This window comes from Novosphingobium resinovorum, from assembly GCF_001742225.1.
GTDB classification, from domain to species: Bacteria; Pseudomonadota; Alphaproteobacteria; order Sphingomonadales; family Sphingomonadaceae; genus Novosphingobium; species Novosphingobium resinovorum_A.
In genome coordinates, this window is sequence record NZ_CP017076.1 from 1,684,971 (window position 1) to 1,700,156 (window position 15,186).

14 protein-coding genes are annotated in these 15,186 nt (G+C 68.3%); 5 read left to right on the forward strand and 9 right to left on the reverse strand.

Going from position 1 to position 15,186, the window contains the following annotated elements:
• Positions 1-8: 8 nt before the first annotated feature.
• The gene (locus tag BES08_RS24710; protein ID WP_051586886.1) at positions 9-1,370 is read left to right on the forward strand and encodes a spinster family MFS transporter; all 1,362 of its coding nucleotides are present in this window, start codon (positions 9-11) and stop codon (positions 1,368-1,370) included.
• 135 nt (positions 1,371-1,505) lie between these two features.
• Here the strand turns inward: BES08_RS24710 and BES08_RS24715 are convergent, their stop codons facing one another.
• The 3 genes from BES08_RS24715 to BES08_RS24725 form a co-directional block, all read right to left on the reverse strand.
• Positions 1,506-2,657, reverse strand: coding sequence for an acetyl-CoA acetyltransferase (locus BES08_RS24715; protein ID WP_008833078.1), 1,152 nt, complete (start codon positions 2,655-2,657; stop codon positions 1,506-1,508).
• Positions 2,658-2,853: 196 nt separating this feature from the next.
• Positions 2,854-3,213: a Zn-ribbon domain-containing OB-fold protein gene (locus tag BES08_RS24720; protein WP_036526569.1), complete on the reverse strand. Its 360-nt coding sequence runs from the start codon at positions 3,211-3,213 to the stop codon at positions 2,854-2,856.
• A complete protein-coding gene (locus BES08_RS24725; RefSeq protein ID WP_036526567.1) occupies positions 3,210-4,418 on the reverse strand; it encodes a CaiB/BaiF CoA transferase family protein in 1,209 nt (402 codons plus the stop codon). The genes BES08_RS24720 and BES08_RS24725 overlap by 4 nt, the downstream gene beginning before the upstream one ends.
• Positions 4,419-4,537: 119 nt before the next feature.
• On the opposite strand from BES08_RS24725, the gene BES08_RS24730 reads away from it, so the two are divergent.
• A complete protein-coding gene (locus tag BES08_RS24730) occupies positions 4,538-5,272 on the forward strand; it encodes a ThuA domain-containing protein (RefSeq protein WP_069709554.1) in 735 nt (244 codons plus the stop codon).
• On the opposite strand, the gene BES08_RS24735 is transcribed toward BES08_RS24730, so the two are convergent.
• Positions 5,260-5,970 carry a TetR/AcrR family transcriptional regulator gene (locus BES08_RS24735; RefSeq protein WP_197524501.1) on the reverse strand — a complete coding sequence of 237 codons (711 nt, stop codon included), beginning with the start codon at positions 5,968-5,970 and terminating at the stop codon, positions 5,260-5,262. The genes BES08_RS24730 and BES08_RS24735 overlap by 13 nt on opposite strands.
• A 149-nt stretch (positions 5,971-6,119) precedes the next feature.
• A complete protein-coding gene (locus BES08_RS24740) occupies positions 6,120-6,827 on the reverse strand; it encodes a TetR/AcrR family transcriptional regulator (RefSeq protein WP_162177390.1) in 708 nt (235 codons plus the stop codon).
• 145 nt (positions 6,828-6,972) lie between these two features.
• On the opposite strand from BES08_RS24740, the gene BES08_RS24745 reads away from it, so the two are divergent.
• Genes BES08_RS24745 through BES08_RS24755 form a run of 3 tightly spaced genes read left to right on the forward strand, consistent with a single transcriptional unit; the run spans position 6,973 to position 9,237 of the window.
• The gene (locus BES08_RS24745) at positions 6,973-7,401 is read left to right on the forward strand and encodes a hypothetical protein (RefSeq protein ID WP_008829114.1); all 429 of its coding nucleotides are present in this window, start codon (positions 6,973-6,975) and stop codon (positions 7,399-7,401) included.
• Positions 7,398-7,790 carry a hotdog family protein gene (locus BES08_RS24750; protein WP_051586885.1) on the forward strand — a complete coding sequence of 131 codons (393 nt, stop codon included), beginning with the start codon at positions 7,398-7,400 and terminating at the stop codon, positions 7,788-7,790. The genes BES08_RS24745 and BES08_RS24750 overlap by 4 nt, the downstream gene beginning before the upstream one ends.
• Complete coding sequence (locus BES08_RS24755) at positions 7,756-9,237, forward strand: class I adenylate-forming enzyme family protein (protein ID WP_036526563.1); 1,482 nt, start codon at positions 7,756-7,758, stop codon at positions 9,235-9,237. Before BES08_RS24750 ends, BES08_RS24755 begins: the two co-directional genes overlap by 35 nt.
• Before the next feature lie 631 nt (positions 9,238-9,868).
• Here BES08_RS24755 and BES08_RS24760 read toward each other — a convergent pair.
• Genes BES08_RS24760 through BES08_RS24775 form a run of 4 tightly spaced genes read right to left on the reverse strand, consistent with a single transcriptional unit; the run spans position 9,869 to position 15,134 of the window.
• On the reverse strand, positions 9,869-10,423 hold the full coding sequence (locus BES08_RS24760) for a nuclear transport factor 2 family protein (protein ID WP_036526561.1): 555 nt from the start codon (positions 10,421-10,423) through the stop codon (positions 9,869-9,871).
• 14 nt (positions 10,424-10,437) lie between these two features.
• The gene (locus BES08_RS24765; RefSeq protein WP_036526559.1) at positions 10,438-12,042 is read right to left on the reverse strand and encodes a GMC family oxidoreductase; all 1,605 of its coding nucleotides are present in this window, start codon (positions 12,040-12,042) and stop codon (positions 10,438-10,440) included.
• A complete protein-coding gene (locus BES08_RS24770) occupies positions 12,043-13,749 on the reverse strand; it encodes an FAD-dependent oxidoreductase (RefSeq protein WP_036526558.1) in 1,707 nt (568 codons plus the stop codon).
• Complete coding sequence (locus BES08_RS24775; protein ID WP_036526678.1) at positions 13,746-15,134, reverse strand: FAD-dependent oxidoreductase; 1,389 nt, start codon at positions 15,132-15,134, stop codon at positions 13,746-13,748. The genes BES08_RS24770 and BES08_RS24775 overlap by 4 nt, the downstream gene beginning before the upstream one ends.
• Between the last annotated feature and the right edge of the window lie 52 nt (positions 15,135-15,186).

The window sequence follows — 15,186 nt, forward strand, 5'->3', positions numbered from 1 at the left end:
GCGGGGGCATGAGCGGCGCAGCGATCGCCCTGGCCGAACCCGGGGAGCAGGCAGCACCGCTCCCGGTCGATACCGAGTCCGCGCCGAGTGCGGCCGCGTGGTATCTGATCTTCGTGCTCACGCTGGCCTATACCGTCAGCTTTATCGATCGACAGGTGCTCAACCTGCTGGTGGCGCCCTTGAAGGCGGATTTCGGGCTGTCCGACACGCGGCTCAGCCTGTTGCAGGGGCTGGCGTTCACGACCGCGTATATCCTGTTCAGCCCGCTGTTCGGGAGACTGGCGGATACCGGCAGCAGGCGCCGCCTCCTGATCGGCGGCATCGGCCTGTGGAGCCTGGGCACCGGCCTGTGCGGCCTCGCGCGCGGATACTGGCAGCTGTTCTTCGCTCGCGCCGCCGTGGGCGGTGCGGAGGCCAGCCTGACGCCCGCCGCATGGTCGATCATCGCCGACAGCTTCCCGACGCGCATGATCCCGCGTGCCTTCAGCATCTTCCTGATGGGGCCGTATATCGGCGGCGGCCTCGCCCTGATATTCGGCGGGCTGCTGCTGGAGGCGGCGCAGGGCTGGGACCTCGGTGCGGTGCCCTATCTGGGCGCGCTGCAGCCGTGGCAGGTGGTGTTCCTCGTCGCCGGACTGCCGGGCTTCGCGATCCTGTTGCTCATGCTGCGCATCCGCGAGCCTGCCCGCAAGCTGGCGGCGCAGGACAGCGGCCAGCGCATGCCGTTCGCGCAAGTCTGGCGCACGTTCGCGGAGCGCCGCGATTTCTACGGCAACTTCTATGCGGGCATGGCCTCGCTGGTGATCGTGCTCTACGCCTTCCCGGCGTGGATGCCGGCGATGCTGATGCGCCGTTTCGGGGCGAGCGCGGCCACGGTGGGCGTGCAGTACGGCGTGGCGGTGCTCGTCACCGGCTCGATCGGCGTGCTGGCGGGGCCGGTGATCGCGGGCTGGTTGCAGCGGCGCGGGCGGATCGACGCGCTGATGCGGGTGCCGTTCTTCGCCGCGCTGGCGCTGATCCCGATCTCGCTCGCGCTCGCCTTCGCGCCCAGTTACGAATTCGCGATGGTGGTGGCGACGCTTGCGAGCTTCACCTATTCGCTCCCGCAGGCGCTGGCGTCTTCGGGCCTGCAGATGGCGACGCCGAACCGGATGCGGGGGATTTCCTCGTCGGTCTACGTCTTCGTGGCGAGCGTCATGGGGCTTGGCGCCGCGCCGACGATCGTGGCGCTGCTGACCGATCATGTCTTCGCCGACGAGCGCAGCGTTGGGCTTTCGCTTTCGGTGACGTGCGCGGTTGCGGCGGGGGTTTCGGCGTTCTTCGTGGGCCGCGCGCTCAAGGGCTATCGGCGGGTGCTGGCGCTGCAGTGAACCGTCGTCCCGGACTTGATCCGGGACCGCTGGCCGTGAACAGCCCACCTAGCGTCAGGGCGGCTCACGGCCAGCATTCGCCTCAAGAATTGCCAGCGGTCCCGGATCAAGTCCGGGACGACGACGCATTCCGACTTATAAGGTAGCCAGGCTTCCCAGCACCACCGTCGCCTGACTCGACAGGGTGCCGCCGTTGCCGTGCGCCAGCGCCACGTCCACGCCGGAAAGCTGGTTCGCCGCCTCGCCCCGGATCTGGCGCGCGGCCTCGATCACCGCGAAGAGGCCGTACATCCCCGGGTGGCAGCACGAGAGGCCGCCGCCGTTGGTGTTCACCGGCAGACTGCCGCCCGGTGCGATGGCGCCGCTGCTGACGAAGCGGCCGCCTTCGCCCTTGGGGCAGAAACCGAGGTCCTCGAGGAACAGGATCGTGTTGATCGTGAACGCGTCGTAAAGCTGCGCCGTGCGGATGTCGGAAGGGCTGACCCCCGCCATCGCCATCGCCCGCGCGCCGGACTCCCTGGCGGCGGTGACGGTCACGTCCTTGGCCTGCGCGATCGAGTTCCACCACGTCGCAGCAGCCGCGCCCAGCAGCGGCACGGCCGGTTTCGCAAGATCGCGGGCGCGGGACGTGCGGGTCATCACGATCGCCGCGGCGCCGTCGGTGACGAGGCAGCAGTCGCGCACCGAGATCGGGGTGCTGATCATGCGGGCGGAGAGGCACTCCTCCAGTGTGAGCGGGCCTTTGGCGAAAGCCTCGGGGTTGGTCTGCGCCCAGGCCCTTGCGGCCAGCGCCACGGCGGCGAGGTCTTCGCGGGTGGTGCCGTATTCGTGCATGTGACGCGCTGCCGCCAGCGCATAGCCGGTTAGCGGGAATATGGGCGCATAAGGCGCATCCCACTGATTATTGGTGATCTTCGTCGCCAGCTTGCCGCCGTTGCTGCGCTGGTTGGAGCCGTAGGCGATCAGCGCGCAGTCGATGTAGCCCGCCTCCAGCATCATCGCCGCCACTGCCATGTGGCTCATGAAGGCCGAGCCGCCGGTACGGTTGTTGTCGGTATAGCGCGGCTGCAGGCCGAGGTATTCGGCGAAGGAGAGCCCTGCGAAGAAGTCATCGGGCTGGCAGATGAACAGCGCATCGACGTCAGCCAGCGTCAGCCCGGCATCGGCGACGGCGAGGAGGGCGGCCTGCGCGGTCAGTTCCATCGAACTGTATCCGGGCGTCTCGCCGATGCCGAAGGTGGCGAGGCCGGCGATGGCGGTGCGGGCGCGAGGGAAGGTGTCGGTCATGCGTATGCCTTGAGGTTTGGGGAGTGGCGCTGTGCCCACCCCGTCCGGCTAGGCGGTAAACCGCCAAGCCTCACGGCCCTCCCGCTTGCGGGAGGGCGTTCGTCGTACTGTCCTCCCCCTCCCGCTTGCGGCAGGGGAGCGAGACTTGGGCCGCAGGCCTTAGTCGCAGCGGGGTGGGCCACAGCGGGGTGGGCCATCACGCCTCCTCCACCGGCCGAAACAGCAGCAGCGGTGCATCCCCGTCGTGATCGACGAACGCTTCCACACGCATCCCGATGGCCAGCGTTTCGGGCGTCACGCCCTCCACCCGGCTCATCAGCCGCGCGCCTTCGTCGAGGTCTATCAGCGCGACGTGATAGGGCTCGGCGGGCGGCTTCCGGTTGATCCACGAGAGCGTGTAGACCCGGCCGCGCCCGGAGGCTTCGAACCATTCGAGCGGCCCGCCGCTGCCCGGCGCGGCGAGGCGCGGGGGGAATACCGCGCTGCCGTCCGGCGCGCGCTGGAGCAGCAGGCGACCTTCCGCCAGCGCCGTGCGCCAATGGGTTTCGGGGCTCATGCCGCCGTCCTTACCGCGCCGCGCGCTTGGAGATCGGCGATCTCCTCGGCCGAGAAACCCGCTTCGCGCAGGACGTCGAGGCTTTCGCCGCCCAGCGCCGGGCCGGGATCGCCGATGGCGCCGGGGGTTTCGGAGAAGGTCGTGGGGATGCCGGGGAAGCGCAGCGTGCCCTCGAGCGTTTCGCGCTCCTGCCAGAAGCCGGTTTCGACCAGATGCGGATCGTCGAGCAGGTCGGTCAGGCTCTTGATCGCGGTGGCGGGTATGTGCGCCTGACGGAACAGCTCCACCCAATCCTCGGTCGTTCGCGTCTCGATCACTTCGGCCACCTTCGCCAGCACGGTGCCGATGTTCTGCGTGCGCGATCGCATCGAGGCGAACATGGGGTTCTGCGACCACTTCGGGTTGCCCAGCGCATCGAAGAAGGCGCGCCAGTGCTTGTCGTTGTAGATCATCACGCCGATGTAGCCGTCCGCCGTGCGGTAGGGGCGCCGCGCTTCCGAGGTGGCGCGGGGGTATTCGGGCGGCCCCTGGGGCGGCACGAAGAGCGAGCCGCACAAGTGCTCGACCATGGCGAAGGACACCAGCGTCTCGAACATCGGGACCTCGATCTCCTGCCCGATCCCGGTCTTCTCGCGCGCATAGAGCGCTGCGATCACCGAGTAGGCGCCGGTGAGGCCCGCCACCTTGTCGGCGATCACCGTCGCGGCATAAGTCGGCTCGCCGCCCGAGAGGCGCGCCTGCAGGTCGACGATGCCCGAGGCGGCCTGCACGATGTCGTCGTAGGCGGGATAGTCGCGGTACGGGCCGCTCCGCGCGAAACCGTAGAGATTGGCGTAGATGATCTTCGGGTTCACGGCCTTCAGCGCCGCATAGTCCAGCCCGAGCCGCCCGATCGCGCTGGAACGCATCGAGTGGATGAACACGTCGGCGCTTTCCGCCATCTTCAGCAGCGCGGCGCGCGCCTCGCCCTGCTTGAGGTCGAGCACGATCGAGCGCTTGCCGCGATTGACGTTGAGGAACATCGCCCCGCGCGAGGCGTCCGGCCCCGGCGGGATGAAGCGCGTGGTGTCGCCCGAGGGGCTCTCCACCTTGATCACGTCCGCGCCCAGATCGGCGAAGATCTGCGTCGCGTAAGGCCCCATCAGCACGCTGGTGAGATCGAGCACCCTGACACCTGCGAGGGGGCCTTTGCCCTTACCGCTCATTCGTATTCTCCGATGATGAAGCGACCGCGCTGCGGCCTGAATTTCGATGCTTGGACGCGGCTGCGGCGAGCCTTACGCTCGGGCGCATACACGCACACACGTGAGGGGAGTTTGCCGGAATGAAGGTCCACCTGATCGCCGCGGGGAAGTTCCACGACATCGATTATGCCCGCCTCGAATTGCTCAAACTGCTGGCGGAAACCCCGCGCATCCGCGCCTCGGTGGCCTCCGACTACGCCGATCTGGCGAGCCTTGCGGCGGCGGACCTGCTGATCACCTACACCTGCGATCTGGTGCCGACGCGCGGCGAGGAAGTCGCCGCGCTGGAGGCGTTCCTGGCGCGCGGTGGGCGCTGGCTGGCGCTGCACGGGACCAACGCGGTGCTGCGCTTCGGCGCGGACGGCGTGGTCGATACCCCGGACGAGGTGCCCACCTTCACCGGCCTGCTCGGCACGCGTTTCGCCGGCCATCCGCCGATCGCGCCGTTCAAGGTCTTCGTCACCCGGGGCGATCACGAGATGACGCAAGGGCTGCGCGACTTCCGGGTCGAGGACGAGCTTTACCTGACGCACCGCACCGCAGACATCGACGTGCTGCTGCACACCAGCTTCACCGGTCGCTGCGACGAGTTCCGCGATGCCGACTGGGACGAGGCGGAAGTGCCCGTGCTCTACGAGCGCAAGGTCGGCGAGGGTGCGATCCTCTACCTGACGCTCGGCCATTGCCGGGGTCACTACGACCTGCTGCCGGTAAGCCCGTTCTGGCCCCATCCGCAGCGCTGCTCGTGGAATTACCCGGTGTTCCACGAACTGCTGCGGCGGGGCATTCGCTGGGGTCTTGCTCATGCGGCCTGATCCTGCGGCCTGAGGGCGTGGAGCTGGGTTTCGAGCGCTTCGAGCACCGGCTCCACCAGCCCGGCGTCCATGGCGCCCGTCAGCAGGTTGATCGCCATGCCTTCCATCGTCGCCTGCGAGATCGCCATGGCCAGCGCGAACTTCTCCGGGCTGGCCTGCCATTCGGGATAGAGCTGGACGGCGAGCTGGTTGAACCGCTCGCGGAACTCCACCTGCAGCGGCATCAGCACGGCGGCGAGGTCGGGACTGGTACGTGCCGCCACCGCCAGTTCGTGGAAGGCGATGAAGGCGGGCTTCTGGATCTGCTTCCAGTACGTGCGCACCATCGCTCCGTGATCCAGCGCACTGCGCTCCGCCGCGCGGCGGAAGGCGCGCAGGCGGCGCTCGTGCAGGTGCATGATGGTCGCCTTGATGAGCGATACGCCGTTGTCGAAGTGGTGCAGCATCGCGCCGCGTGACAGCCCGGCCTCGATCGCCACCTGCGGCGTCGTGGTGCGCGAATAGCCGCTGCGGACGAGCACCCGGATCGTCGCGTCGATCAGCCGCGCGCGGGTCTGGGCGCTCTTGAGCGCCTGCATCGTCGGTTCGTCCGCGCCGGGTCGTCTCACTGGATCGCGCTCTCCCACGCCGTGCGGGCCGGTGGGTTCCGGCCTCGCCAACCTGATCGGTAGCGCAATCCGGTCGATAAAAAAAGACATTCATGAACGTCTTTTATAATTATACGGACGTCAGTTGCGCGCATTTCGTCATCCCGGACTTGATCCGGGACCGCTGGCCGTGAACAGCCCACCTCGCATCAGGGCGCCTTGCCGGCGACCGTTTCCTAAAGACGGCCAGCGGTCCCGGATCAGGTCCGGGACGACGGGTCTTTCAGCGCCGCTTCCATCCGGTCGATCAGCGCCGACAGCCGCTCCGTTTCCGACGGTCCGCGCGGTTCGCCCGGCTCGGACAGCACGCCGCAGAGCAGCACGTCGACATACCGCTTCGCCTCCGCGTCGATGTCGAGCGGGCGGCCGATGAAGCTGGTGCGCATGGCGACGTGCTCCAGCCCGCCGAACATCATGTCGCGGATCATCACCGGATCGACGTCGGCGCGGACTTTGCCCTCGTGCTGCGCCTGCTGCACCGCCTCGACCACGCTATGCGCGAAGACGTGGTTGAGCTTGTGCAGCGCCGACCCGCGATAGTCCGCCCAGCGCAGTTCCTGGTAGAACACGCGGTGGAAGCGCGGCGTCTCCTCGATCGAGCGCATGAAGCGCGCGGCGATCAGCGTCAGCTGCGAACGCAGGTCGGTGATGTGCCGCAGCTCTGCGATCAGGCGCTCGACGAAAGGCGTCGCCCAGTCGACCAGCACCTGGTTCACCAGTTCCTGCTTGCTGTCGTAGTATTTGTAGACCGTAGCCTCGGACACGCCCGCCAGCTTGGCGATCCGCGCCATCGAGGTGGCTGTGGTGCCTTCCTCCTCGATCAGCCGGCGCGCGGCGGCGAGGATTTCCTGCGGGCGATAGTCCTTGCGACGCCGCCAAGCGAGGGGTTCGGCCTCCGTGGTCTTCACCGGGTTCGCCATAATAATTGAACCATCCTCATTACTGGCCTCGATTGCGGTTGACTCCGGCGAAGCCCGAGGTCAGCTTTACGCCCAATCGCGCGACATGCAACACGTGGGCGCGGACTTACCAAGCAGCCATTCCGGGAGAGGCATGGACCATTTCGCGATACCGCCGGGGCGCTTCCTGCTGTCTGCCGGGCTCGACGATGCGATCCGGCGCTCCTGCGCAGCGCCGCAGCGCCGGGCCAAGGAGGCGCACCCCGTCTTCGCCTTCGTCGCGGCGCTGGGCGGCATGGGTGCGCGGGTGGGCGACGTGTGCCGTGCGCTCGGCCTCGCGTTCGACGAGGGGGCGGTGCTGGGTCGCTGCCGGATCGACTACGACGCGCCGCTGACGGTCGATACCGGGTACGACGTGGCCGCCCGCGTCGTCTCGCTGGAGCGCAAGGCAAGCCGCAGGTTCGGCGCGGCCGACCACCTGACCCTGGGCATGACGGTCAGCGCCGCTGGGCGGCCGCACGCGCGGGTCAGCCTCACCACGATCATGCCCGCGCCCGGACCGGCCGTGCAGGCACCCGCATGAGCGCGTGGGAACTTGGCGCCGTGCCCGCCGAGGCGATGGCGCTGTGGTGCGAGGCGCTGGGCGACGACAATGCGATCCACGTCGACCCCGCCGCGGCCGAGGCGCTGGGCTTCGGCCCGCGCACGGTCAATCCGGGGCCGACGAACCTCGCCTATCTGCTCAACATGGTGATGGAAGCGCGGCCCGACCGGGAGATATGCTCGATCGAGGCGGCGCTGCTGGGCAACGTGCTGGCGGGCGACGGCGTGCTGGCGCGCGGGACCTGGGACCAGGACACCTGCGACGCGGAACTCGTGGTCGCACCGGACAACGTCGTGCTCAGGGCAAGAATAGAAACGGACGGGAGAGACAGCGATGATGGAGAAGGCTTTCGCAGCCAGCGTCTATGACCTTGTCGCCATGCGCGCGCGGGCGACCCCCCAGGCGCTGGCGATCGTGCAGGGCGGGATGCGCCTCGGCTATGCCGAGGTGCTTGCCTGCGTCGATGCGGTGGCCGCCGATTTTGCCGCGCGCGGGCTCGTGCGCGGGCAGCGCGTGGCGATCCTGTCGGAAAACCGCTTCGAGTACACCGCCGTCCAGCTTGCCTGCGCGAAGCTGGGGCTGATCGCGGCCTGCCTCAACTGGCGGCTCTCCGATGCCGAGATGCGCCACTGCGTCGAACTGGTGGACCCGTCCCTGCTGGTCGCCTCGCCCCGCCATCTGGCCCTGGGGGAGACAGTGACGAACGGTCGTCCCTTCGCCGCCATCGATCGTCTCGGCGCGGCGGGAGAGACCGCCAGCGTGGCCGAACCGGAAGACGGCCTGCTCATCATCTACACCAGCGGCACGACGGGGCTGCCCAAGGCTGCCGTGATCAGCCACCGCGCCGAAGTCGCGCGGATGTGCGCCATGCGGCTCGACATGGGCATGGCGATGACCGACGCCTACGTCTCGTGGGCGCCGATGTTCCACATGGGCGGGACCGAGCACCTGCTGGCGACGCTGATGTGCGGCGGCACCGGGATCATCGTCGACGGTTTCGACGCCGATGCGCTGGTTGATGCGCTTGAGGAATTTCCCATAGGCTGGCTGATGCTGGTGCCCGCGACGATCGAGCCGCTGCTCGAACGGCTCGAGGCGCGGGATGCCAGGGTGCGCGGGGTCAAGGCGGCGGGCTGCATGGCGGATCTCGTCCCCTCCGCCACGATCGCGGCGATCACCCGGGCGCTGGGCGCGCCTTACCTCAACTCCTTCGGTGCGACCGAGACGGGAATGCCGCCGCTATCGGCCGATCTGATCCCGGTCGGCACGATGCCTTCGGCTTTCCCCAAGCGGCTGAGCCTGCTGTGCGACTTGCGCCTGCTGGGTGCGGACGGCAACGAGGTGCCCGACGGCGCGACCGGCGAGGCTTGCGTGCGCGGGCCGACGCTGTTCAGCGGCTACTGGAATGCCGAGGCCACCAATGCCGAGTGCTTCGCCGGAGGCTGGTTCCACATGGGCGACCTGTTCCGCCGGACGCCTTCGGGCTACGACTTCGTCGGCCGCTCGAAGTACCTGATCAAGTCGGGCGGCGAGAACATCTACCCGGCCGAGATCGAGCGCGTGCTGTTCGCCGATGCGCGGGTCAACGATGCCATCGTCGTGCGCCGCCCGGACCCGCAATGGGGCGAAGTGCCGGTGGCGGTGATCGCGCGCAACGATCCCTCGCTTGACGAGCAGGTGGTGATGCAGATGTGCCGCGATGCGCTGGCCGGATACAAGCAGCCCAAGGCGGTACGCTTCATCGCGATGGAAGCCTTCCCCCGCAGCGCCAGCGGCAAGATCATCCGCGAGGAAGTGGAGGCGATGATCGGATGAGGCAGGTTGACATTTATAGCCAAATAGGTTATATGACCCAGCATCCGATCCGGCGATGATCACGCTGGAGAGGTGTATCGGGTCGGCGTCGTGGGCCGGGATGCGGTTTCAGCCGCGATCGCGCAAACCACGCGTCCGTTCGAAGACCCGGACTGTCTCTGCGCTACCGAAAACGCCGTCCATACGATCCTTCGACACGTCGTTGGGCATGGGACGGCCATCCCGGATAGCCTTCGGCCGATAACGATGCGAACCCTAACGACGGCCACATGGGACTTTCCGATGGAATACAGGTCGAGCCGGGCTGCACCGTGAGTTACCCGGCCGCTCGCCAGAGCTTCACGGAACACAAAACCCAGCGTCCCGGTGAGGACGCTCCCGACGCCGACCCGATGTTCACTTCGGTTGCGTTGAGTTCCCCGGCGTAATGGCCCGCACTCGCCAGCGGGTGTTTTTGCGTGCGCTGACTGCAAGCACACCCCCCGTCATCCCAGCGAAGGCTGGGACCGCTGGCCTGTTACGGCCAACTGTCGTCAGGACGCCTAGCAGAGGGTTGGGCTTTGCGCGGCCAGCGGTCCCAGCCTTCGCTGGGATGACGTACGACACGCGCATCCTCCCCCAGGGGGAGGATTCAACCCCTCCCGCGTGATTTCTCGTAGGCGATCCACGTCGGCAGGCGCTCGGGGAAATCCGCCGGCATGGGCTCGGGATAGGCGTGGTTGCGCAAGGGCGTGGAGAGGATGCCGGGATACTCCTCGATCGGCACGTAGTAGAGGAAGCCGATCGTCCGCTCGGCGAACTTCCAGCCGGCGTCGGTGTTGCGGTATTTGTCGTCGTAGCGGATGGCGGTGACCATCATCCTGCCACCGCGCCACAGTTCCGCATGGCCGATCACGCGGCCGGTCGCTTCCTGCGAGCCGTCGTCGACGAAGTCGATCTGGACGTCGTGCATGAAGTGGTGCCCCGGGCCGAGCACGTCGAAGCGCCCGTCGTACTGCGTCATGATCGCATCGACGCCGGTGGCGTTCATCACCCCGTCCGCCGATTTCAGCACCGCATCGGGCGCGAAGAGGGCGCGGATGCCGTCGATGTCGCGGTCGTCGATGGTGAAGCAGTAGCGGGCGACGAGCTGGCGGATCTGCGATTCCGCTTCCAGCCGGGCGATGCGCTGTTCCAGTGTCGGCATGTCTCTCTCCTCTTTTATCGGGCGTCTTCCAGGATCATGTCGGCGCACTTCTCGCCGATCATGATCGAGGGGGCGTTGGTGTTGCCGGACGGCAGGCTCGGCATGATCGAGGCGTCGGCGACGCGAAGCCCGGCGATGCCGTGGACGCGCAGGCGCGGATCGACCACCGCGTCGGCGCTGACACCCATCCGGCACGAACCGACCGGGTGCAGGTTGGCGATGGCGGCGGCGCGCACGTAAGCCTCGATCTCCGCGTCGCTGCGGGCATCCGCGCCGGGCGATATCTCGCCAGCATTGTAGGGCGCGAGCGCGGGCTGGGCGGCCACGCCGCGCACCACCTTCACCGCCGCAATCATCGCGTCCACGTCGATGCGGTCGGTCAAGAAGTTTTGGCGGATCACCGGGTCGGCCAGCGGGTCCGGCCCGCGCAGCCGCACCGTGCCGCTTGCGCGCGGGTTGAGGTGGACCGGGCTCATCGTGAAGCCGGGGAAGGGGTGGGCCTTCATGCCCGCCGCCGTGCGGCTCTGGACGGTCCAGATGTTGGTGTTGACCTGCAGGTTGGGCCGGTCCTGCCGCTCGTCGGTGCGGGTGAAGATGCCCGCATAGATGCCGTTGCTGGCGAGCGGCCCCTTGTTGAACAGGACGTAGTCGATCCCCGCCTTCAGCTTGCGCAGCGGGCTGTTGGCCAGTTCGTTGATGGTGATCGGCCGGGTGCAGCGGAACATCAGCGAGATGTAGAAGTGGTCCATGAGGTTGGCGCCGACCCCCGGCAGGTCGAGCACCGGCGCGATGCCGCTTTCGCGCAAGTGCGCGGCGGGGCCGATGCCGGAAAGCTGCAGAAGCTGCGGCGACCCGAAGGCGCCGCCGCAGACCACCACCTCGCGCCGCGCCTTCGCGGTGACCAGGCCCGCTTTGGTGCGGTACTCGATCCCGGTGGCGCGGCCCCCTTCGACGAGCACCCGGGTAGCATGGGCGCCGGTCTCGATCTTCAGGTTGGCCCGCCCCCGCGCCGGGGTGAGGTACGCCTGCGAGGTATTCCAGCGCCGGTTGTTGCGGGTGGTCGTCTGGAAGAAGCCGGTGCCTTCCTGCTCCGCGCCGTTGAAGTCTGGGTTGTAGGGAATGCCCGCCTCCTGCGCCGCCTCGACGATGGCGACGGCGATCTCGGAGCGGCCAGGCTGGTCGGACACCGTCAGCGGCCCGCCGACGCCGTGATAGGCATTGGGCCCGCGCTGCTGGTCCTCGGCTTTGCGGAAGTAGGGCAGGACGTCGGCGAAGCTCCATCCCTCGCAGCCGCGCTGGCGCCAGTCGTCGTAGTCGCGCGCGTTGCCCCGGATATAGAGCATGCCGTTGATCGAACTGGTCCCGCCCAGCACCTTGCCGCGAGGCTGGTACATGCGGCGGCCGCCGAGTTCGGCCTCGGGCTCGCTCTCGAACATCCAGTTGACCCTGGGATCGGCGAACAGCATCGGGTAACCCATCGGCGGCCTGATCCAGAACGCCTTGTCCTCCGGCCCGGCCTCCAGCAGCAGCACCGAGTAACGCCCGTTCTCGCTGAGCCGCGCCGCGACGACGCAGCCTGCCGAGCCCGCGCCGCTGACGATGAAATCGAACTCCTCCATTTACGCCGCCTGCCCCGCAAGGTGTCTGCCCGCGATATAGGCGAAGGTCATGGCAGGGCCGATCGTCGCCCCCGCGCCCGGATAGGCTCCGGCGAAGACGTTGGCCTGGTCGTTGCCCACTGCGTAGAGGCCCTGCACCGGCGCGCCCTCGCCGTCGAGGACGCGGGCGTGGCGGTCGGTCTTGAGCCCCGCGAAGGTGCCGATGATCCCGGCCTCCATGCGGATGGCGTAGTACGGCCCCTTGGTCAGCGGGCCGAGGCAGGTGTTGGGCCGGTGCTCCGGGTCGCCCTGATAGACGTCGTAGACCCGCCCGCCGCGTCCGAACTCGGGGTCCACTCCGGCCTCGGCATTGGCGTTGAAGGTCGCGACCGTACGTTCCAGCGCGGCGGCGTCGATGCCGCACTGGGCGGCGAGTTCCTGCAGCGTCGCGGCGCGCTTGAGGTAGCCGCTGCGCAAGTGCTCGCCGTGGGGAATGGGGAAGGGGCGGACCATGCCGATGCCCCATTTCTTCACCGCCGCCGCGTCGCCGATCAGCCAGCACCATGCGCTGGCGTCGCCCTCGCTGGCGCGGGTCATCTGGGGGACGAGGTCGTGGTAGGCGCTGGACTCGTCCCCGAAGCGGCGGCCATCCGGGCGCACGGCGATGAAGCCGGGCTTCTGACGGTCGATCAGGTGCGGCCAGACGCCGGTGAAGTCCGTCGAGCCCGGCAGCACCGAGACCGGCATCCACGGCGCGGCATGGGCGACATTGCCGTTGAAGACACCGCCGACGCTCTCGGCCAGGCGGATGCCGTCGCCGGTATTGCCGGGGTTGGTCGGGTTGCGCTGCTCGTGGTTGTTCGCAGGTGCCGGGAACGAGGCGGCGCGGCGCTCCGGGTCGTTGGGATAGCCCCCGCAGGCGAGGACGACGCCCCGGCGTGCGGTGATCCGCACCCGGCCCTGCGGGGTGTCGATCTCGGCCCCGGTGACGCGCCCGTCCGCGCGGGTCAGCCCGGCAACGGGGGAGGACAGCCAGATCGGCACGTCGAGGTCGAACAACGTGCGCGCCAGCCGCGCCACCAGCGCCCGCCCGCGCACCACCTGCTGCCCCTCGCCATAGCGCAGCACGTCGGCGAAGTGCCGGGCCAGTTTCTTCGCGACGAAGCCCAGCGCCTTGACCGATCGGCCAGCCTTCATGAACTGGATCATCTCCACGCCCGAACCCACGGCGAAGCCGAGGAACAGCGTCTGCGGCAATTGCTGTTTGAGGTTCTTCAGGTGCGGCCCGAGTTCGCGCGCCTCGTAATCGACGGTGCCGATCGAGCGGACGATGGAGCTATGCGCGCTCTCCGAATGATAGTCGGGATAGTCCATGCCGTAGAACCGGACGTGGCTGTTTTCCTCGAGAAAGCGCACCATGCGCGGCGCGGTGTCGAGATAGGCCTCGACCCGGTCGGGCTCGATGTAGTTGCCGGTTTCCTCGACCAGATAGGCGCGGGCGCTGGCGATGTCATCGCTCTGGCCGGTGGCGCGCTGCATGGCCGGGGAGTGGTGGTTGCCGGGCACCCACAGCACGCCGCCGGAGGTCGCGGTGGTGCCGCCGAAGACGGCTTCCTTCTCCACCACCAGAACGTCCAGCCCGGCGCGCCGCGCGGTGACGGCGGCGGTGAGGCCCGCCGCGCCGGTCCCGGCGATGAGGACGTCGACGGTCCTGTCTCCCATGGTCATGCGTTCACCTTCTCTTTCGCGGCGTTGGCGCCGGCGATGCGGCCGAAGACGACCGCGTTGCCGATCGAGGCGCCGCCCGCCGCGTAGCATTGGCCGAACATGCCGCCGGTCGTCTCCCCGGCGGCGTAGAGGCCCGGCACCGGGCGATCGTCGGCGCCGAGCACGCGGGCTTCGGTGTCGATACGGATGCCGGTGCCCGTCCAGCAGATCACGGCCGGGCGGATATGCGCGGCGTAGAACGGCCCTTGCGCGACCGGCCGCAGCATCGCCGAGGGCTTGAAGTAGTCCTCGTCGTTCCCTATTTGTACCAGCGAATTGTAGCGCTCTGCCGTCGTCGCAAGACGGGCGGCGGGCACGCCGAGTTTCCCGGCAAGGTCCTCCAGCGTCGGTGCGCTGATCAGCGTTCCGGCCTCCACATGGTCCAGCAGCCGGTCCGCCGTCCAGTTGGGGGCAGGCCGGTATTTGGTGGTCTTCGAGGCGAGGCGCGATGCCTCGTCGAACACCGCGAAGCAGTCCCGTCCCGGCTGTTCGTCGAGGACGGCGGCGAGGACCGAATATTCTATCGTTTCGTCGATGAACCGGCGCCCGTCGCGGTTCACCATCATCAGCCAGCCGGGGAGGTAGCTTTCGAGGTCCTTGACGAAGCCCGGAGTGATCAGGAGCAGGCCGCGATTGGCCTTGCTCAACTGCCCCTCCACTTGCGCGGCAAGGCCGAGGCCATCGCCCCGGCAGGTAGGGGCGCCGATATACCAGTGGAGGTCGCCGTAACGCGAGGCATCGGGATAGAGTTGCGCCAGCATCTCGGGATTGGCGCCGAAGCCGCCGGTGGCGATCACCGTTGCGGCGCTGAGCACCGGCGCGCCGTCGGCGACGATGCCGCAGACCCGGCCGTTCTCGACCAGCAGGGTTTCGACGCGGGTATCGAGGACGGTGTCGATGTTCCTGCCGGACAGGAAGCCTTCGAGGCCCTCGACGATGCCCGCGCCGCCGTCGGTGGCACGGTGGCCGCGCCGAATCTTGTCGACACCCGATGAATAGAGGTTGTCCACCGTGAACCCGATGCCAAGCCCGCGCAGCCACTCGAACGCCTCGGCCGAGCGTTCGCAAAGCGTGCGCACGAGCGCGGGCTCCAGCTTGTACTGGTTGAGCGTCATATAATAGTGGAACATCGCCTCGGCCGTGTCGTCCTCCAGCCCGGCCTCGCGCTGGAGCGATGTGCCCGCCGCGTAGAACACGCCGCCGGACAAGGCGCTAGACCCGCCGGTGCGGTCGGCTGCCTCGACCATCAGGACGCTGGCGCCGCCCTGTGCTGCAAGCGCCGCGGCGCTGAGCCCCGCCGCCCCGGTGCCAATGACGATGACGTCGTAATCGAGAGCCTCACTCATCGCCGCTTCCACTCCCGCGACGGGCGACACAACGGAAATCCTCTCAGCCATG